Source organism: Alcaligenes nematophilus, from assembly GCF_026344155.1.
GTDB lineage: Bacteria > Pseudomonadota > Gammaproteobacteria > Burkholderiales > Burkholderiaceae_B > Alcaligenes > Alcaligenes phenolicus.
In genome coordinates, this window is record NZ_JAPKMZ010000001.1 from 376,823 (window position 1) to 394,848 (window position 18,026).

Consider the following 18,026-nt stretch of genomic DNA (forward strand, 5'->3'; position numbering starts at 1 on the left):
TTGGAGTCAGATGTATTTGCTCGTGATCCTAGCTCTACCGTTTATCGGTAGCTTGCTATCTTCCCTGATGCCCGCGAACTCTCGCAAACTCCAGGCATCTCTTGCAGGCGCTGTCGCCGTTACGTGCGCCTTACTCACTCTCTACGCCTATCCGGACATTGCTCGCGGAGAGGTGCTGGAGTCGTCACGCTCCTGGATACCCGCCCATGGCTTGACCTTCAAGCTGCGCATGGACGGCTATGCCTGGCTTTTCAGTATCATCATTACCGCCATGGGGGCCTTGATCGCCCTTTATGCGCACTATTACCTGTCCGCTCAGGATCCGGTCCGACGTTTTTTCTCCTTTCTGCAAGCCTTTATGGGCTCGATGCTGGGGGTGGTGCTGTCGGGCAATCTGATCCAGCTGGTCGTGTTCTGGGAGCTGACCAGTCTGTCCTCCTTCATGCTGATTGCCTACTGGTATCACCGCATGGATGCGCGACGGGGTGCGCGTATGTCGCTGATCATTACGGGAACCGGCGGTTTCTGCTTGCTGGCGGGCGTGCTCATGCTGGGCCAGGCTGCCGGCAGTTACGACCTGAGTGTGGTACTGGAGTCGGGCGAGCAGATTCGCAATCACCCCTGGTATACCGGGATGCTGATCCTGATTGCCTTGGGTGCACTCACTAAAAGCGCGCAGTTTCCCTTCCATATCTGGCTGCCTCACGCCATGGCTGCCCCCACACCTGTGTCCGCCTATTTGCACTCGGCCACCATGGTCAAGGCCGGGGTATTCCTGCTGGCGCGCCTGTGGCCTGCCCTGTCGGGCACCACGGAATGGGCTGTCATTATTGGCGGCGCTGGCCTGTGTTCCCTGACGCTGGGGGCTTATGTGGCCATGTTCCAGCGCGACATGAAGGGCGTACTGGCCTATTCCACCATCAGCCACCTGGGTCTGATTACCTTGCTGTTGGGCCTGAACAGCCCACTGGCTCTGGTCGCGGCGCTGTTTCACATGATGAATCACGCGACGTTCAAGGCCTCCCTGTTCATGGCTGCCGGTATCGTGGACCACGAGACCGGTACCCGTAACCTGAACCGGCTTTCCGGTTTGCGCCACGCCATGCCCTTGACTGCCACCTTGGCTACCGTTGCGGCGGCTGCCATGGCCGGTGTGCCCCTATTGAATGGCTTCATCTCTAAAGAAATGTTCTTTGCCGAGACCATTCTGGCCAGCAATGGCAACACCTGGGAATATGCTCTGCCCGTGGTGGCCGTAATTGCGGGCTCCTTCAGCGTGGCCTACTCCTTGCGCTTTATCGCACAGGTGTTTTTTGGCCCTGTCGCCAAGGACTTGCCCCGCGAGCCGCACGAGCCGCCTCGCCGCATGTTGATCCCCAGCGCGATTCTGGTACTGACCTGTCTATTGGTCGGCATTATTCCCAGCCTGACTTTTGGCCCCTTCTTGCATACTGCAGCTAGCGCCATCTTGGGTGCAGAAATGCCCCAGTACGACTTGGCCGTCTGGCATGGTTTCAACCTGCCCCTGATCATGAGTCTGGTCGCAACAGGCATGGGTGTGATCTTCGTTCTGATCATCAACCGCTTCTACAGGAACCGCCAAGGCCGTACGCCTTTGCTGACCCGTGCTGATGGCCGACGCTTCTTTGAGCTGGCCATGGAGTATCTGGAAGTGGCAGCCAACTGGGCCGTGGGCAAGCTTTACTCGCCACGCTTGCAGCGTCAGACCTTGCTGATTATTGTGGCCACAATCTGTGTTGCTGCCCTGCCTCTGGTTCGCGGCAACTGGTTCAAGTCCACTATTTCCACCCCCATCGACCCCTTCTTTGCCCTGATGTGGGCCGTCGGAATTGCCTGCGCGATTGGTGCGGCTCGTCAAGCCAAGTTCCACCGCCCGGCCTCCTTGCTGCTATCTGGTGGCGCTGGACTGGTTACCAGCCTGACCTTTGCCTGGCTTTCCGCCCCTGACCTGGCGCTGACCCAGCTGGCGGTGGAAGTAGTCACGGTTGTGCTGATTTTGCTGGGCCTGCGCTGGCTGCCGCAACGCGTCAGTGATATGCCTGGCGGCCAGGACAATAGTGGTCGCGCCCTTTTCCGCCGTAGCCGCGACTTGATTATTGCCATTCTGGCCGGTTGCGGTATTGCCGCTCTGGCCTACGCCATGATGACACGCCCTCACCCCAGCGGCATCTCGCCCTTCTTTGTCGAGAAGGCCCTGCCCCTGGGCGGTGGCGCGAACGTGGTGAACGTGATTCTGGTGGACTTCCGCGGCTTCGATACCTTTGGCGAAATCGTGGTGCTGGGCATTGTGGCCCTGACGGTCTTTGCGCTGCTGCGACGCTTCCGTCCACCGATCGAAGCCATCGCCCAGCCTCTGGCCCGTCGCCAGAACGTCAAAGACAGCCGTGAAGCCGTCTTTGTGGAACCGGACCCCAAGACACCGTTGCCAGAAGGCATCATGCAAATTCCAGCTGTCTTGCTGCGGCTGTTGCTGCCTATCTCCACGCTGATCGCCCTGTACTTCTTGCTGCGTGGGCACAACCTGCCCGGTGGCGGTTTTGTGGGCGGCCTGATCATGGCAACCGGCATTATCCTGCAATACATGGTTAGCGGCGTGGTGTGGATGGAGTCCCGCCCTCTGATTCAGCCTCAAACCTGGATTGGCTTGGGTCTGCTGACAGCCGGAGTGGCTGCCATGCTGGTCTGGGCCTTCAACAAGCCCTTCCTGTCTGCCCAAAGCTGGGATCTGCACCTGCCCCTGGTGGGCGACGTGCATACTTCCAGCGCACTGATCTTTGACATTGGTGTATTCATGCTGGTGATTGGTTCCACCATCCTGATTCTGGTCGCGCTGGCCCACCAGTCCCTACGTTTTTATCGCAAACTGCCGTCGCTGCAATCCGCCTCGAACGCTGCATCCGGGATGGAGAATAAATAATGGAAATCGTGCTTTCAATTGCGATTGGTGTGCTGGCGGGCTCGGGCGTCTGGCTCCTGCTGCGCCCGCGTACCTTTCAGGTCATCATGGGGCTGGCCCTGGTCTCCTATGCCGTGAACCTGTTCATCTTTAGTATGGGGCGACTCAAAATCAGTGCTGCACCTGTGATCAATAGCAGCGAGCTGGGCGCCAGCTACGCCGATCCTTTGCCACAAGCACTGGTACTGACTGCAATTGTGATTGGTTTTGCCACTACCGCCTTGTTTCTGGTCGTCATTCTGGCCAATCGTGGCCTGAGCGGTACCGACCACGTTGATGGCCGCGAGGAAGACGATCTGTGAGTCTACTCAACCAACACTTGCCCGTATTGCCTGTTGCCATCCCCATGATGGCCGCGGCCCTGATGGTGATGCTGCGCGACAAGCGCCGTCACTACAAGCTGCTGATCGCTTTCAGCTCCTTATTGGCTCAACTGTTCTGCGCGGTCTACCTGCTGTTGCTGGCCGATGGCACACTGGATCCGATCTGGCCGCAGTCCGTCGGTGTGTACCTGCTCGGTGACTGGCCCGCTCCCTTCGGGATTGTGCTGGTCGTGGACCGGCTGGCCGCCTTCTTGCTGGTGCTGACCAATGTGCTGGCCTTTTGCTGCTGGTTCTATTCGCTAGCACGCTGGGATCGCGTGGGGGTGCATTTCCACTCCTTGTTCCAACTGCTCTTGATGGGCCTGAACGGCGCGTTCCTGACCGGCGACCTGTTCAACCTGTTTGTGTTCTTCGAGGTTCTGCTGGCCGCGTCCTATGGTCTGATGCTGCACGGTTCGGGCGCGGCCCGTGTCAGTGCCGGCCTGCATTACATTGCCGTCAACCTGATCTCCTCCTTCTTGCTGCTGATTGCCATCGCCTTGGTCTACGGTGTCACCGGCACCCTGAACATGGCTGATCTGGCTCTGCGTGCTGGCTCCATGCCGGATTCGGATCGTCTGGTATTTGAATCGGCCATGGCCATTCTGGGGATTGCCTTTCTGATCAAGGCCGCCGCCTGGCCCTTGAACTTGTGGCTACCCAATGCCTATGGCAATGCCAGTGCACCGGTCGCTGCCATGTTTGCGATCATGACCAAAGTGGGTATTTACGCACTGCTACGTATCGGCTCCTTGCTACTGCCTACGGGGGCACCTGCCGCCTTTGGCGTGGCCTGGATGTTCCCCGCCGGGATCGCCACGCTGGCCTTCGGCGCTATTGGTGTCATGGCCGCACAGCAACCCGAACGACTGGCCAGTTATTGCATCATCGTGTCCTCCGGCACCTTGCTGGCTGCCTTAGGCATGCCCGGCGTCATCCTGACCGGCCCTGCCCTGTACTACATGCTCAGCAGCGTTCTGGCCTTGGGCGCTTTCTTCCTGCTGCTGGAACTGGTTAGCCGTACCAAACCTTTTGGTGCCGACCTGCTGGCCGTCAGTCAGGAGGTCTTTGACCTGGACGACCCGGAGTCCGAAGACAATAGCGATGACGTGGTAGGTGTGGCTATCCCTGGCGTGATGGTGTTTCTGGGCATGTCCTTTATTGCCTGCGCCTTGCTGATTGTGGGCCTGCCACCGCTGTCCGGTTTTGTGGCCAAGCTGTCCTTGCTGACAGCCGCGCTGAAAGCCTCGGGCCAATCGCCAGAACCTCTAAACGCCTGGATTCTGACCGCTGCCGTGCTGATTTCCGGCGTAGCCGGTTTGATCGCCATGGTACGTGTGGGCATTCGTCTGTTCTGGAGCAATAGTTCCCTGACGATTCCCCGCCTGAAGCTGATCGAAGCTGCTCCCATTGCCAGCATTATTGTGGCTTGCGGGATCTTGAGCTGGTATGCCGGCCCGATCACCACCTACCTGGAACAAACAGCCCAGCAACTGGACGAACCCCGTATTTATATAGGGTCCGTCCTGCGGCAGAACCCGCTACGTTCTGTTCAAGCGGAGTGATTCTGATGCGACGCTATACCAAACATCTTTTCCTGCCCTTGCTGCTGCTTGGCCTGTGGCTGCTGCTGAACGACTCGCTCTCGGCCGGTTACGTGGTGCTGGGCCTGTTCCTGGCTATCGCCCTGAGCTTGGCAGCCATTCCATTTCGTCCGGTTAAGGCCAGCATCCGCCACCCCTTTCTGGCCTTGAAACTGATTTGCCAAGTGGCCTGGGACATTGTGCTGTCCAATATTGCCGTTGGCCATCTGGTTCTGAAAGGCAGCAAAGCACCTCGTCCGGGCTTTCTGGCCATTCCGTTGCAACTGACTGACCCACATGGTCTGGCAGCCTTGGCGTGCATCATTACCTACACCCCAGGTACTGTCTGGTCCGGCTTCGATTACGAGACCCGTGTCCTGACTTTGCACATTCTGGATCTGCAAGACGAACAGGTCTGGTTAGACACTATTCAGAAGCGCTACCAAGGACCGCTACTGGAGATTTTCCAATGATAGACATTGTTTACTGGGCCTGTCAGTTTGCCCTGGGCTGCTTTGTCCTGGGCATGGGCTGCGCCGTCATCCGCCTGCTTAAAGGCCCTTCTGCCGCCGACCGCGTACTGGCGCTGGACACCATGTACATCAACGGTATGCTGGCCTTGCTGGCCCTGGGCATCCGTTTTGACTCTACCTTGTACTTTGATATCGCCTTGCTGATTGCCCTGTTTGGTTTTGTAGGCTCGGCAGCCATGGCGAAATTCCTGCTGCGTGCCGAGGTGATCGAGCCATGAATACGCCTTTACTACCTTGGTGGCTGGCTGTCCCGGTTGCCCTTTTGCTGGTTCTTAGCGGCATCGTGGCCCTGGTGGGTTCGGCTGGCTTGCTGCGCTTCAAACACTTTTATTCACGCATCCATGCCCCCACCATGGGGAACACGCTGGGTACGTTTTTCATGGTGCTGGCCGTCGCCATCAGCGCCAGCCACTTGATGAGCCGTCCCATTCTGCATCCGCTCATCCTGAGTGTGCTCTTGATCATTACCTCGCCGGTCACCGCCATCTTTCTGATGCGCGCTGCCATCAAACGCGAGCATCGCCAACGTCTGGCCGAATATGGCCCGGACGAGCCAGGCTATCTGGACATGCCACATAAAGCGCCTCTGCCCAAAGATTTGGCTCAACCACCAACCAGCGACAAGACCTAAGTCAAGCAGTGAGGGTTTAGACAAGTTTTATTACCCTCACTTGCAACTGCTCCACTTATACTAGTAAGTGTTTACTGCGTATCGGGAATTGCCCCATACGCAGTCGCTTTTGGGGCTTTGCGGCCTGCTACTCATACCTGCTCGTAACAGTGCTCGCCAAGCCGGTGATTCCCTTAGCAAGTAAAGGAGTGAGATCGATGAGTCTACTTACACGCCCATCCCGAATTCTGAGTGCCGGCCTGCTCAGCCTGGGTTTGCTGTCCTCTGCTGCCTGGGCTCAAACCCCGTCCCAAGACTACCGACACGACATCCAGCGCTGTGAGCAATTCAAAGGAGACCAGCGCACCACTTGCCGTCGCGAAGCCGGTGCCGCGCTGCAAGCCGAGCGCCATCACAAGCTGGACAAACGCGATCACAATCTGGATGCCAACCGGCAAGCGCGCTGCCATCGCTTACCCGCTGATCGCCAGCAAGACTGCCTGAAATCCATGACCGGCCAGGACACAACGGTACGCGGTAGCGTGGAAGGCGGCGGTATCCTTCGCGAAACCACGACTGTGGTGCCTGCTCAGTAAGGCAAATCGCTATCCTTACAAAAAAACAGCGCCTGATAAAGGCGCTGTTTTTTTGACCTTGCTCCCTACTACTGCGTCTGGGTCAAATCATCCCTGTATGTTTCAGGGCTACGCCATGTTGCCCACAAAGTGATCACAGCCAACACCAGCACCATCACGGCCACGCCCCAATAGTGCCCTTGGCTAGCTAATAGCCATGTCGCCAACATAGGTGCCAGACCACCGCCCACCCCGGCAGCTACCTGGCAGCCTAAAGATGCACCGCTATAACGTACTTTGGTACCAAACAACTCCGGCAAATAAGCAGCCTGAGGGCCGTACATCGGACCATGGCCAAAAACCATGCATGCCGCAATCGCTCCGATGATCAGTGTTGGGTCACGCGTTTCCAGACAGAGAAACAAAGGATAGACCGCAAGTAACACGAAGCAAGACCCGAAATAGTACAAAGCCTTACGCCCCACCTTGTCAGACAGGTAGCCAAAAAGGGGAATAAAGCCGATTTCCAGCACGGCCCCAAGAAGCACCCCATCCAGAATCAAGCCCTTGGGTAGATTCAAGGCGTTAGTCCCGTAGACAATCACAAAGACCGTCAGGATATACACCCAGGCAACTTCACATACTTTCAGTCCAATGCTGAGGCAAAGATTCAGGCGATGCTTGGTCAGAATTTGCCAGAGAGGCGCCTTGTCTGTTTTTACCTCCGAACCGGCTTTTTCGCCCTCCTCCTGACTGACCTGAAAGACAGGGGACTCAACCACCTGCAAACGGATATAAAAACCCAAGGCAACCAGCACCACACTCAGCAGGAACGGCACTCGCCATCCCCAACTCAGAAACTCGGCTTCCGGCAAACGACTTAGCCAGGCCAGAATGCCAGTCGATGCCAGCATACCCAGCGGGAAACCCACCTGTACCAGACTACCGTAAAACCCCCGTCGATCTCGGGGAGCGTGCTCAATGACCATTAGCGCTGCCCCTCCCCACTCCCCACCAATACCGAAGCCCTGAATAATACGCAGCAAAATCAAGGCAATAGGAGCCCAGATCCCAATCTGTTCATAGGTAGGTAACAAGCCAATCGCAAATGTGCCTCCCCCCATTAAGAACATGGTCAACATCAGCATGGATTTACGACCAACTCGATCACCGAAATGCCCAAACACCACGCCACCCAAAGGGCGGGCAATAAAACCGACTGCGAACGAACCCAGCGCGGCCAAGGTCCCCATCAGCGGGTCCAAGCCAGGAAAAAAGATCTTGTTAAATACCAATGCAGCCGCCGTGCCATACAACAAAAAGTCGTACCACTCTACCGTCGTGCCAATCACGCTGGCCATCACGACACGCCGCATGGATCTTTCCTCCTCCAGCGCTTGCCGCTCCTGAGTGGCAGAGTCCCCCAGACTTTCCGCCTTAACTGAAATGCTCATTCTTGTCTCCTGATTATCAGGCCCGACTATCGATCCGGGCCTCCTATGGATGTGCCCGCAAATACCACATACGGTGGGCAAATACTGACAGGAAACTTTTTAAGCTTAAATTAGGGTTTATAAGTAAACTTATTCTTATTTTTATACTAAAAGTTGACTAATAAGAAACTTTTTACTAGATTACGACTACCGACCCACATGGGCGGCCCAACCAAGGAGACATCATGAATACAGAAACCAACGTCACGGAACAAGCTGAAAGCAATCACTATGCCCAACGTCTCAAAGGGAAGCTGGAACCTACCCAAGGCGGCTCCGTCTATGTAGATCCCGAATCCATGGAATGGCAACCTTCACAATTCGAAAAAATCTCGATGAAAGTTCTTTATCGTAACGATGCCGAAGGTGAGATGACAGTGCTTCTCAAGTGGGAGCCTGGTGCTGTCTTGCCTTTTCACCGCCACCCGGAAATTGAACAAAGCTACGTCTTGCAAGGCTCGTTCTACGACCACGACGGTATTTGTCGAGCTGGTCAATATGTCTGGCGTCATCCCGGCTCTTTACACGAAACACGCTCTGACGAGGGGTGCATTTTGCTGGCGGTCTATCGCAAACCGAATGTGTTCTTTGGCACAGCGGGTTTCCAAGCCGCCTAAGCGGCCTGTCGCTACGCGAGGCGCAAGACGCCTCGCACTGCAAGGAGCAACCATGACCTGCGTCGTCACCGACCCCTGCATCAACTGCCAATATGGCGAGTGCCTGGAAGTATGTCCTGCCGATGCCTTCCATCGCGGCCCGAACTTCATGGTCATCAATCCGCAAAGCTGCATCAATTGCACGCTGTGCATTCTGGCCTGTCCGGTGGAGGCTATTCGCTCAGACTATGAGTTAAGCCCCGAGTCTCGGCACTACATCCCACTTAATGCCGAACTGGCACAAAGCTGGCCAATCGCTTTCAGTGGACCACCCGCCCATCCAGACGCGCACTTTTGGTCAACGCAAACCAACAAGCTCGCCTTGCTGCAACGCTGAGAAAGCCACTGCGCACCTTCGCACTCATACGGTATGATTCAAGCTAGGTTGCTCGCGTTACACCCGCTGGCTACCAAACTGTTTTCATTGCCCGCAGATACGGCCTCACCCAGTGGGGCCGTATCTTCCTTCATACCGTTCAGACGTGGAATCAGGCGTGACCGAGGAACTTAGCTCTCTTAGCCCTAATAGCGACAAGCCCGAACAAGAAGAGGCAGCCGTCTGTAAACGGCTGCGTGAACTGCGGCGTGAACATCGCCTGACCCTGGATACCTTGGCCGAACGCTCCGGCTTTACCAAGGGGTATTTATCCAAAATCGAAAATGGCAACAAAGCCCCGCCCATCGGAACCTTAGCTCGCATTGCACGAGCCATGGGAGTGGACTTAAGCGCCTTCTTTGTCGATCCGGACCAAGACAATCAAACCATGCCGCTAAGCCAGGACTCGCCTGTGTCTGTTGTACACAGTTGGGAGCGTAAACCAGTCAGCCGAGGGGGGAGCGAGTACGGCTACGACTATGTCAGCCTTGCACATAAGAAAGCTAACCGCAACATGGATCCGTTCATGTTCACCTTTCCCCAACACACTGATCCGCAAGTGTTTTTTGAACATGCCGGCGAAGAATTCGTCTACCTGTTGACTGGTATGGTCGAATTCGAATTCAAAATACATGGGCAATTAGCCAAAGTCAGGCTTGAAGCGGGCGATAGCATGTACTTTGAGTCCAACACGCCCCACCGAGGCCGAGCGCTGGATGGCGATGCCCAAGCATTGGTCGTGATTATCGAACCACCGAGCGACGAATAAAAAACCAGACCAGACGCTCAAGTTGCCAAAAAGGAAACTTTTAAATATTATTAGGAAACTTTTACGGAGGTTTCCTTATGCACATTGGCATCATCTTGTACGAAGACGTAGAGCCTATTGAGGTTGGTATCTTAGGCACCTTGTCGATGGCAAAACGTCTGGCTCCAGAGCTGCAGTACCACACCCTCTCCGAAACCGGCGGAACGATACGATTACGCAACGGTTTGCATCTGGAGACGGAATACAGCTTTGCACAAGCACCGGCCGCCGATATCACCATCATCACCGGCGGTCCAGGATGGCGAACACAAGCCAATAACCCCGTACTATTAAACTTTCTACGTCAACGTCATGCTCGTGGGGATGTCATGGTTAGCGTCTGCACAGGGGCACTGCTGCTGGCCAGCGCTCGACTACTGGATGGCCGTACTGCGACCAGCAAAGCTGCCTATGCAGCGCCAGAGACCTCTCCTCTGAGCACATTGTCCGAAATGACCGTGGACTGCTCTGTACGCGAGGCCCTGCTGGTTGACGAAGGAGACATCATCACTGGCGGTGGGGTCAGCCTATGCGTAGACCTGACGCTCTACTTGCTGGAGCGTTTCTTGGGACCAGAACTGGCTGAGCGTACGGCCTACATCATGGAATACAGTGCCGCCCGAGCCGCCAATCAAGCACGTTTACCCAGCCTAATAAAACCTCTCCACGCCTAAGACCAAACCTCACAGCCTGTTGCCCTTTACTGAACAACAGGCGCTGCAGCTACAGCTCCACCTGTATCCCCATCTCCACCACGCGATTAGGCGGGATCTTGAAAAAGCGCGTGCTACGGCTGGCATTACGCGCCATGAATGCAAACAAGCGACGACGCCAGCCCAAGTACCAGGGCTGACGGGATTGAATCATCACCGTCTGACGCGACAGGAAGTAGGAGGTCTGCATAGGCTCCAGATTCAGCTCCGGGTGCTCCAGCGCGATCTGCTCCAGCAATTGCGGCACATTGGGCTCTTGCTTGAAGCCCCAGGAAGCCACCGCCTGCCAGCTGCCTCGGCTTAGACGTTGCAGGCTATAGCGCTCCCCAAAAGGAACGTAAGGCACACCGGCACTGGTTACGGTCAAGAACAGGACCTGTTCATGCAGGACTTTATTGTGTTTCAGGTTATGTAATAAGGCCGGAGGGACCGAGTCGGGAATGGTGCTCATGAACACCGCCGTCCCTGGTACACGGGTGGGAGCGTACTCTTCCAGGCTCAGCAAAAACTCTTTTAGCGGCTGCTTGTTTTCCAGCAGACGTTCGTGCAAAGCGGCTCGTCCCTGACGCCAGGTCAGCATCAAGCCCAGCAGCACAGCCCCCACCAGCAAAGGCAGCCAACCGCCTTCCAGAATCTTGAGCGCATTGGCCGAGAACAGCAATATGTCCAGAATCAGGAAAACGCCCAGGAGCCCCAGCCAGGCCCAGCGCTTGATTCCGCTAGCGCGGCGCGGCAGCAGTACCAGAGCCAGCAAACTGGTCATCAGCATGGTACCCGTGACTGCAAAGCCATAAGCATGGGCCAGCCGATCCGAGGAGCCAAAGCTCAGGACCAGAATCATCACCGCCACGCATAGCAGCAAGTTCACACGCGGCAAGTAGATCTGTCCTTCTTCTTTAGCCGAAGTATGTTGGATCACCATACGCGGCCAGAAGCCAAGCTGCACCGCCTGGCGAGTTACAGAAAACGCCCCGGATATCACGGACTGGGAGGCAATCACCGTTGCAACCGTTGCCAGCATCACCATGGGCACCAAGGCCCAGTTGGGAGCCAGGAAGAAGAACGGATTACGAATGGCGGCTGGGTCGGAGATCAACAATGCGCCTTGGCCGAAATAACACAGGACCAGGCAGGGCATGACAATCATGAACCAGGCTTTGCGAATTAAAGGACGGCCAAAATGACCCATATCGGCGTACAAGGCCTCGGCCCCCGTCAAGGCCAGGACCAAGGCCCCCAAAAGCAAAAAGGTTTGCCAGGGAGCCTCAGCAATAAAAGCCACGGCCCACCGTGGGTCCAGGGCCATCAAAACTTGGGGATGCTCAATAACACGCCATAGACCCAAGCCACCCAGCACCAGAAACCAGGTCAACATAATGGGGCCGAACAACTTACCCATGGTGCCCGTGCCATGGGACTGGATCAGAAACAAGGCCAGCAAGACGCCCAGGGCCAAAGGTACGACCCAAGGGTCCAGCACGTGAGACACCATCCCTATGCCTTCTAGCGCCGACATCACGGAGATGGCCGGGGTAATGATGCTGTCCCCATAAAACAAGGCAGCACCAATCAGACCCAGCACCACAATAATCTGCCGACGTGGTCCCTGAATGCCGCGTGCCGCCAATTCCATCAGGGCCAGCGTGCCACCCTCGCCTTTATTGTCCAGACGCAACACCACTGTGACGTACTTGATGGAGACCACCAGAGTCAGCAGCCAGAACAGCAAGGACAGCACACCATAGACCTGTTCAGCACCGGGCTGTCCGTAGGCGCTCAAGGCCACTTTCATGGTGTAGAGCGGGCTGGTTCCAATATCGCCATACACCACGCCTAAAGCGCCCATTAGCAAGGCGGCCTGAGCCGCTTTTTTGGGGTTTTCTGTTGCTGTGTTCAAGGCTTAGTTTCCAATCAAAGTGTCGTGCCGGGTCAGACGCGCACCAATACGCGGACCGGGAAAAACAATGGTGATGCGAGTGCCTGGAAAATCAGGACGGCTCATCAAGCTCCACCAGGCGCCATGCGCACGGGCAATTTCCTGCACAATGGCCAAACCCAAGCCGGAGCCTCCTGCTTGTGTGCCGGGGGAGCGATAAAACGCTTCAAATACCCGCTGCTGCTCGCTGGATTCAATGCCCGGCCCGTGATCTTCCACCGACAAGGAGGGTGGATTACTGGCCACCCGCAAGACGATGCGATCTGTTCCTTGCCCGTAGCGCAAGGCGTTATCCATCAGATTGGACAATAACTCCCGTAGGAGCACGGGGGCAGCATCAATCCAGACCGGCTTTTCAGGTGCCAGCAAATGGATTTCCACACCATGCTGACGCGCCTGCAAGAACCAGTCACCGCCCTCCTCGCGCGCCCATTCACACAAGTCCAGACGCACAAAGCTGTCTTTAATATTGGTGTCCGCATCAGTACGTGCCAGCACCAACAACTGCTGGCCCAGACGAATCATGCGGTCCGAGACACTTTTGATGCGCTCGGCCCGTTGGCGGATATCTTCTGGCAAAGGCCTTGCCAGCATCAGCTCGGACTCCAACTGCAAGCCCGTCAAGGGTGTGCGCAACTGATGCGCAGCGTGACCAATAAAACGCTTTTGCGCCTGCAGCGTATCACGCTGACGTTCCAGCAATTCGTTAAAGTGCTCCACCAGCGGCACTATTTCAGCAGGCAAGGCGCTGGCATCCAGGCGCTCGAAGTCGTCATCGGAGCGGTTGCGGATTTGTTGTGACAAATCATCAATGGACGCCAGCTGCGAGCGAATCCCCGACAGCAGCACCCAGGCAATCAGACTGACCAGCAAGACCTGACTGAGCGCCATAGTCCAGAAAATATCGCGCAGCAGCCAGTCTTCCAGGCTCATGCGGCGCGTCAGTATCCAGGTAACGCTCAAGTCGAGCACCACCAGAATGGAAATCGGGGGAAACAGACGGCCCATCAGTTTGCGGGCCAAAGAACCGGGAGCAAGAAAGCGCTCCAGCCAGCCTCGCAACAAGGAGGTTTTTACCGCTGGAGAAAGATGCTGATCGGGCATGGTTGACCTAAGGTTTCAGGCAGCGGGCACGGGCTGCCGTTATGCTCCGGCCACGCTCTCCACATCGAGCAAATAGCCAAAGCCGCGCACAGTCTGTATGACAGCCCCGGTGCCTTCCAGGCGCTTGCGCAAACGATACACGTAAACTTCGACCGCATTGTCGCTGAAATCGGCATCCCAGGCAGACAAGGAATTGATAATTTGCTGCTTGGTGACCACGCGGCCCGCACGCATCATCAACATTTCCAGTACGGACAGCTCGCGCACCGACAAGGTCACACGTTGACCGGCACAGCGCAGCTCGCGGCCAATGGTATCAAAGCTCAAGGGGCCCACATCAATAATGGGCTGTACCTGACCACTGCGGCGACGGCCAAAAACACGCACGCGGGCGGCCAGCTCGGACAGGTCAAAAGGTTTGATCAGGTAGTCGTCAGCACCGGCATCCAGGCCGCCGACGCGATCATCCACACCATCACGCGCAGTCAGAATCAGAACGGGAATGGCGTTGCCCTGCTGGCGCAATTGGCGCAGCACATCCAGGCCACTGATGCCGGGCAAGTTCAAGTCCAGGAGCAGAAGATCGTAGACCTGGGCGGCCAACTCCTTCAAGGCACTTTCGCCTTCCTGGAGCCAGTCAACAGCGTAGCCCTGATCGTTGAGAAATTCCTGCAGTGCGGCGCCCAGTATGGCGTCGTCTTCGATAACTAGTACACGCATTCGGGGGATTTTATTACGAAACTGGCCCCTCGCGTTGCAGATGCAAAGCGAGGGGCCAGAAAAAACAACACGAAGAAGAGCCTGGAATTACAGAGCAGGTTTAGGCTCCGCCGCCTTCTCGCCAGCGACTGCACCTTCCTTGGCTTCACCGTCGTCACCCGCTGCCTTGGTCGTTGGACCTGGACGCGTAATAAAACCCAGGCGGGTCAGGCCGGAAGCCTTGGAACGGCTCATGACCTGGGCCAGGGTTTCGTAGCGAGTATCGGTATCGGCACGGATACGCAATTCAGGCTGAGGCTGATCCTTGGAATAAGGGGCCAGCGTGGCGGTCAGATCTTCCAGCGCCACCGGCTGCTCGTTCACGAAGATCTGCCCTTCTGCGTCAATCGCCAGATCAATCGTCTTGGGATCTTGCTGGACTGGTTCAGACGTCGCCTGGGGCAGCTGAATCTTGATGGAGTGCGACAGCAGCGGAGCAGTGATCAGAAAGATCACCAGCAACACCAGCATGACGTCGATCAGCGGCACCATATTGATTTCGGACAGCGCGGAGCCCGAATTGCGATTATCAAAGCTGCCAAAAGCCATGATTAGTGCTCCCGCTTGGCAGCCGCTGCCGAGCTCGATGCTGCACCACCGCCCGAGCTAGGGACACGACGCAGAACAGGTTGGTTATCTTGCACAGGCTGGCCTGTGGTCAGGAAAGTAAACAGGTCGTGAGCAAACGCGTCCAGCTGGGACAGGTAAACGCGGTTGGTGCGCACAAACGCGTTGTAAGCCAACACGGCAGGAATAGCCACGGCCAGACCCAGCCCGGTCATCACCAGGGCTTCACCCACAGGGCCGGCGATCTTGTTCAGGGTTACGCCATCGGACAGACCGATATTGATCAGTGCGTGGTACACACCCCAAACCGTACCGAACAGCCCCACAAACGGAGCGGTAGAACCCACCGAAGCCAGCAGCGTCAGGCCGTTTTCCAGCTTGGCCGTTTCTTCGTCCATGACTTTACGCATGATGCGCGAGACAAAGGCATCGGTAGAGCCTTTCTCTTCCAGACGCATGGCGCCGTATTTCACATGGTGTTTTTGAGCGTGGATAGCGTGGCTGGCCAAGTGACTGAACGGATCGCGGGCACCGTGGGTGGCGATTTCGTTTTCAACTTGCTCCAGAGAACTGGCGGACCAGAATTCACGCATGAAACCTTGCGAGCGACGCTTCAGGCGGAAGGACAGCACGCCCTTGACGATGATCAGGTACCAACTGGCAACCGACATCAAGGCCAGAATGACGAACAAGGTCTTGCCGACCACATCACTTTGCTGGATAAAGTGCAGCACCCCGGTCGCTTCCTCAGCGGCAGCAACACTGGCGGCAGCCTGATCTGCAACAGGCCCTGCAACTTGTGCCAGGCTTACCCATACGCTTTGAAATAGTTCCTGCATCATTGATATATCCTAGTAAACAAAGTCGAAAGGAATATCGGCCATGGCACGATAGGCCACACCATTTTCCGTATACGGTTTGAAACGCGCTGTGCGTACTGCTTTCAGTGCCGACTCATCCAGACGTTCATAGCCTGAGGAGCTTTGCACTTTGGCTTCCAGCACGGTTCCTTGGGTTGAAATCACTACACGAACCACCACGCGGCCCTGCTCACGACGGCGCTCGGAAGCCCGGGGGTACACCGGCACAGGACGACGTCCCAAATAATCCACACGACCAATCAGCTTGGGCCGATCACCATCCGTAGAACGGGCGGCAGTTTGGGAGGACGTATTGTCCGTAGCTGGACCTGCTTGAGCGGCAGGAGCGGCTGGTTGAGCAGGCTGCGGTGTTTCTGCCGGTGGAACCTCGGGCTTGGGCTGTGGCTTGGGCTTGGGTTTCGGCTTGGGTTTTGGTTTGGGCTTGGGCGGCTCGGGAATCGGAGGTTTTTCCACGATAGGCTCTGGCTCGGGTTCCGGCTCAACAACCGGTTCTGGCTCGGGCTCGGGGTCCGGTTCCACCTCGGGTTCGGGCTCAGGTTCCGGCTCGGCCACCACCTCTTCAGGAGGGGCACTGACCTGCTCTTGCTGAACCGGGGACTCCGACACTTCCACCAACGTCACCCCAACAACATCCATGGGGGCGGGTTCACCCACAATCTTGGGGGTTTCCGTCCACAAGATGGTAGCCACGACACCCACGTGCAATCCCAGTGCCAATGCCAAACCAGTTGCCTTCAAGGCCAGCATCGAGCGATTATTCTTTTGAGAAGCAATTCCGGTCATAATCCGTTCTACACATTCTGCAACCCGCATGGACCATGACGGGACCGGACAGGATGCCCAGTGAAGTATCGAATCTTAACAGAAACAGGAATGATTCTCAATACTAAATTCCTGTAATATTTCCTGCTCCAATCCGCCCTGCAAAAAACCTCCAGATACTAACGCAGACAGGCTGACCTAGGGTCAGCCTGTTGCGAATAATTTGCAAAAAATCAGGACAATCGCGCTTCGGTTTGAGACTCGATAGGGAAAGCGCTGAACTTGCGTGGCAAGGCCAAAGCCCGCTCACCCGGCCGCAAGCCCAGCTGCGACCAACGCTGATGATCGAACTCGGCTTCCCAAGCACGCTCGCCCTCGTTCAAGGCCAGTTCAACCCGTACTGTCGCCCCCAAGGGAATAATGCGCTGCACGGCCACGACGATGCCCTGGCCATCCAATTGACGCTGTAAATCCAGGTCATGCGGGCGCACATAGCCTACTGCTTCCCCCTGACCCGCATCCTGAGCATTCAAGGCCTGATTGGACTCGAATTGTCCCAACTGAGGATCAGCCACAAAGCGTCCGTGCTGGAACTGACCCGGCAAGCGATTCGCCGCCCCCAGGAACTCATACACAAAAGGACTGGCAGGGTGGTTATAGACATCCTGCGGGGCGCCTTCCTGCTCAACCCGGCCTTTATTGAGCACCACAATACGATCAGCCACTTCAATGGCCTCTTCCTGGTCGTGCGTCACAAACAAGGTACTGATATGGAGGTCATCATGCAGACGACGCAGCCAGGAACGCAGTTCCTTGCGCACCTTGGCATCCAAGGCACCAAAAGGCTCGTCCAACAGCAAGACACCCGGTTCCACCGCCAAGGCACGTGCCAGAGCAATACGCTGCCGCTGACCACCCGACAAGGCCGCCGGGTAGCGATCGGCCAGCCAATCCAGCTGCACCAGCTCCAACAGCTCGTGCACACGCTGACGAATCTGGGCTTCGGGCAAGCGCTGCTTGCGTGGCTTGATGCGCAGACCAAAGGCGACGTTTTCAAACACCGTCATGTGGCGGAACAAGGCATAGTGCTGGAACACAAAACCCACCTGGCGATCACGCGTGCCCACAGCAGCCACATCCTTGCCGTTGATCAGCACCTGACCCGCATCCGCATGTTCCAGGCCAGCCACGATACGCAGCAAGGTCGTCTTGCCGCAGCCCGACGGCCCCAGCAAAGCCACCAGCTCGCCCGCTGGGAAATCCAATGTCACATCACCCAGTGCCGTAAACGCACCAAACTGTTTAGATAGATGACGAACTTCGATACTCAT

At 56.6% G+C, this 18,026-nt stretch carries 19 protein-coding genes; 11 read left to right on the forward strand and 8 right to left on the reverse strand.

The features are described from left to right. Positions 1 to 10: 10 nt before the first annotated feature. From OSH04_RS01725 to OSH04_RS01755, 7 genes are all read left to right on the forward strand, one after another. Positions 11 to 2,938, forward strand: a complete 2,928-nt coding sequence (locus tag OSH04_RS01725) for a monovalent cation/H+ antiporter subunit A (protein ID WP_035272857.1) — start codon at positions 11 to 13, stop codon at positions 2,936 to 2,938. Next, the gene (locus tag OSH04_RS01730) at positions 2,938 to 3,279 is read left to right on the forward strand and encodes a Na+/H+ antiporter subunit C (RefSeq protein ID WP_035272858.1); all 342 of its coding nucleotides are present in this window, start codon (positions 2,938 to 2,940) and stop codon (positions 3,277 to 3,279) included. The genes OSH04_RS01725 and OSH04_RS01730 overlap by 1 nt, the downstream gene beginning before the upstream one ends. Positions 3,280 to 3,323: 44 nt before the next feature. Beyond that, positions 3,324 to 4,904: a monovalent cation/H+ antiporter subunit D gene (locus OSH04_RS01735; RefSeq protein ID WP_235332520.1), complete on the forward strand. Its 1,581-nt coding sequence runs from the start codon at positions 3,324 to 3,326 to the stop codon at positions 4,902 to 4,904. 5 nt (positions 4,905 to 4,909) lie between these two features. Further along, positions 4,910 to 5,395 (forward strand): Na+/H+ antiporter subunit E, encoded by a 486-nt coding sequence (locus tag OSH04_RS01740; RefSeq protein ID WP_052159474.1) that lies wholly within the window; start codon positions 4,910 to 4,912, stop codon positions 5,393 to 5,395. Beyond that, positions 5,392 to 5,673, forward strand: coding sequence for a K+/H+ antiporter subunit F (locus tag OSH04_RS01745; RefSeq protein ID WP_009461751.1), 282 nt, complete (start codon positions 5,392 to 5,394; stop codon positions 5,671 to 5,673). The genes OSH04_RS01740 and OSH04_RS01745 overlap by 4 nt, the downstream gene beginning before the upstream one ends. Next, entirely contained in the window at positions 5,670 to 6,086 is a 417-nt protein-coding gene (mnhG, locus tag OSH04_RS01750) for a monovalent cation/H(+) antiporter subunit G (protein ID WP_254001940.1), read from the forward strand. Before OSH04_RS01745 ends, mnhG begins: the two co-directional genes overlap by 4 nt. A gap of 197 nt (positions 6,087 to 6,283) precedes the next feature. Next, positions 6,284 to 6,661, forward strand: coding sequence for a hypothetical protein (locus OSH04_RS01755; protein ID WP_035272861.1), 378 nt, complete (start codon positions 6,284 to 6,286; stop codon positions 6,659 to 6,661). A gap of 68 nt (positions 6,662 to 6,729) precedes the next feature. Here the strand turns inward: OSH04_RS01755 and OSH04_RS01760 are convergent, their stop codons facing one another. Continuing rightward, positions 6,730 to 8,094 (reverse strand): MFS transporter, encoded by a 1,365-nt coding sequence (locus OSH04_RS01760; protein WP_247966720.1) that lies wholly within the window; start codon positions 8,092 to 8,094, stop codon positions 6,730 to 6,732. 224 nt (positions 8,095 to 8,318) lie between these two features. On the opposite strand from OSH04_RS01760, the gene OSH04_RS01765 reads away from it, so the two are divergent. The 4 genes from OSH04_RS01765 (at position 8,319) to OSH04_RS01780 (ending at position 10,647) form a co-directional block, all read left to right on the forward strand. Then, on the forward strand, positions 8,319 to 8,750 hold the full coding sequence (locus OSH04_RS01765) for a cupin domain-containing protein (protein ID WP_083053413.1): 432 nt from the start codon (positions 8,319 to 8,321) through the stop codon (positions 8,748 to 8,750). A gap of 52 nt (positions 8,751 to 8,802) precedes the next feature. Then, a complete protein-coding gene (locus OSH04_RS01770) occupies positions 8,803 to 9,126 on the forward strand; it encodes a ferredoxin family protein (RefSeq protein ID WP_247966719.1) in 324 nt (107 codons plus the stop codon). Positions 9,127 to 9,283: 157 nt separating this feature from the next. Then, positions 9,284 to 9,934, forward strand: a complete 651-nt coding sequence (locus tag OSH04_RS01775) for a helix-turn-helix domain-containing protein (protein WP_247966718.1) — start codon at positions 9,284 to 9,286, stop codon at positions 9,932 to 9,934. Between the two features lie 77 nt (positions 9,935 to 10,011). Beyond that, on the forward strand, positions 10,012 to 10,647 hold the full coding sequence (locus OSH04_RS01780; RefSeq protein ID WP_083053411.1) for a DJ-1/PfpI family protein: 636 nt from the start codon (positions 10,012 to 10,014) through the stop codon (positions 10,645 to 10,647). Positions 10,648 to 10,696: 49 nt separating this feature from the next. On the opposite strand, the gene OSH04_RS01785 is transcribed toward OSH04_RS01780, so the two are convergent. The 7 genes from OSH04_RS01785 to OSH04_RS01815 form a co-directional block, all read right to left on the reverse strand. Further along, positions 10,697 to 12,532, reverse strand: coding sequence for a potassium transporter Kup (locus tag OSH04_RS01785; RefSeq protein WP_035272888.1), 1,836 nt, complete (start codon positions 12,530 to 12,532; stop codon positions 10,697 to 10,699). A gap of 54 nt (positions 12,533 to 12,586) precedes the next feature. Beyond that, positions 12,587 to 13,726 (reverse strand): sensor histidine kinase, encoded by a 1,140-nt coding sequence (locus OSH04_RS01790; protein ID WP_035272863.1) that lies wholly within the window; start codon positions 13,724 to 13,726, stop codon positions 12,587 to 12,589. A gap of 39 nt (positions 13,727 to 13,765) precedes the next feature. Further along, positions 13,766 to 14,446 carry a response regulator gene (locus OSH04_RS01795; protein WP_009461744.1) on the reverse strand — a complete coding sequence of 227 codons (681 nt, stop codon included), beginning with the start codon at positions 14,444 to 14,446 and terminating at the stop codon, positions 13,766 to 13,768. Between the two features lie 87 nt (positions 14,447 to 14,533). Continuing rightward, entirely contained in the window at positions 14,534 to 15,034 is a 501-nt protein-coding gene (locus OSH04_RS01800) for an ExbD/TolR family protein (protein WP_251196152.1), read from the reverse strand. A 2-nt stretch (positions 15,035 to 15,036) separates the two neighbouring features. Then, the gene (locus OSH04_RS01805; RefSeq protein ID WP_009461741.1) at positions 15,037 to 15,894 is read right to left on the reverse strand and encodes a MotA/TolQ/ExbB proton channel family protein; all 858 of its coding nucleotides are present in this window, start codon (positions 15,892 to 15,894) and stop codon (positions 15,037 to 15,039) included. Between the two features lie 9 nt (positions 15,895 to 15,903). Beyond that, a complete protein-coding gene (locus tag OSH04_RS01810; RefSeq protein ID WP_031231965.1) occupies positions 15,904 to 16,707 on the reverse strand; it encodes an energy transducer TonB in 804 nt (267 codons plus the stop codon). Positions 16,708 to 16,928: 221 nt separating this feature from the next. Beyond that, positions 16,929 to 18,026, reverse strand: coding sequence for a sulfate/molybdate ABC transporter ATP-binding protein (locus tag OSH04_RS01815; protein WP_009461727.1), 1,098 nt, complete (start codon positions 18,024 to 18,026; stop codon positions 16,929 to 16,931).

What these genes read in the sequence shown, in the direction of transcription:
- OSH04_RS01725 (WP_035272857.1), top strand. Translation starts at nt 11, where the DNA reads ATGTATTTGCTCGTGATCCTAGCTCTACCGTTTATCGGTAGCTTGCTA.
- OSH04_RS01730 (WP_035272858.1), top strand. Translation starts at nt 2,938, where the DNA reads ATGGAAATCGTGCTTTCAATTGCGATTGGTGTGCTGGCGGGCTCGGGC.
- OSH04_RS01735 (WP_235332520.1), top strand. Translation starts at nt 3,324, where the DNA reads ATGATGGCCGCGGCCCTGATGGTGATGCTGCGCGACAAGCGCCGTCAC.
- OSH04_RS01740 (WP_052159474.1), top strand. Translation starts at nt 4,910, where the DNA reads ATGCGACGCTATACCAAACATCTTTTCCTGCCCTTGCTGCTGCTTGGC.
- OSH04_RS01745 (WP_009461751.1), top strand. Translation starts at nt 5,392, where the DNA reads ATGATAGACATTGTTTACTGGGCCTGTCAGTTTGCCCTGGGCTGCTTT.
- mnhG (WP_254001940.1), top strand. Translation starts at nt 5,670, where the DNA reads ATGAATACGCCTTTACTACCTTGGTGGCTGGCTGTCCCGGTTGCCCTT.
- OSH04_RS01755 (WP_035272861.1), top strand. Translation starts at nt 6,284, where the DNA reads ATGAGTCTACTTACACGCCCATCCCGAATTCTGAGTGCCGGCCTGCTC.
- OSH04_RS01760 (WP_247966720.1), bottom strand. Translation starts at nt 8,094, where the DNA reads ATGAGCATTTCAGTTAAGGCGGAAAGTCTGGGGGACTCTGCCACTCAG.
- OSH04_RS01765 (WP_083053413.1), top strand. Translation starts at nt 8,319, where the DNA reads ATGAATACAGAAACCAACGTCACGGAACAAGCTGAAAGCAATCACTAT.
- OSH04_RS01770 (WP_247966719.1), top strand. Translation starts at nt 8,803, where the DNA reads ATGACCTGCGTCGTCACCGACCCCTGCATCAACTGCCAATATGGCGAG.
- OSH04_RS01780 (WP_083053411.1), top strand. Translation starts at nt 10,012, where the DNA reads ATGCACATTGGCATCATCTTGTACGAAGACGTAGAGCCTATTGAGGTT.
- OSH04_RS01785 (WP_035272888.1), bottom strand. Translation starts at nt 12,532, where the DNA reads ATGGGCGCTTTAGGCGTGGTGTATGGCGATATTGGAACCAGCCCGCTC.
- OSH04_RS01790 (WP_035272863.1), bottom strand. Translation starts at nt 13,726, where the DNA reads ATGCCCGATCAGCATCTTTCTCCAGCGGTAAAAACCTCCTTGTTGCGA.
- OSH04_RS01795 (WP_009461744.1), bottom strand. Translation starts at nt 14,446, where the DNA reads ATGCGTGTACTAGTTATCGAAGACGACGCCATACTGGGCGCCGCACTG.
- OSH04_RS01800 (WP_251196152.1), bottom strand. Translation starts at nt 15,034, where the DNA reads ATGGCTTTTGGCAGCTTTGATAATCGCAATTCGGGCTCCGCGCTGTCC.
- OSH04_RS01805 (WP_009461741.1), bottom strand. Translation starts at nt 15,894, where the DNA reads ATGATGCAGGAACTATTTCAAAGCGTATGGGTAAGCCTGGCACAAGTT.
- OSH04_RS01815 (WP_009461727.1), bottom strand. Translation starts at nt 18,026, where the DNA reads ATGAGTATCGAAGTTCGTCATCTATCTAAACAGTTTGGTGCGTTTACG.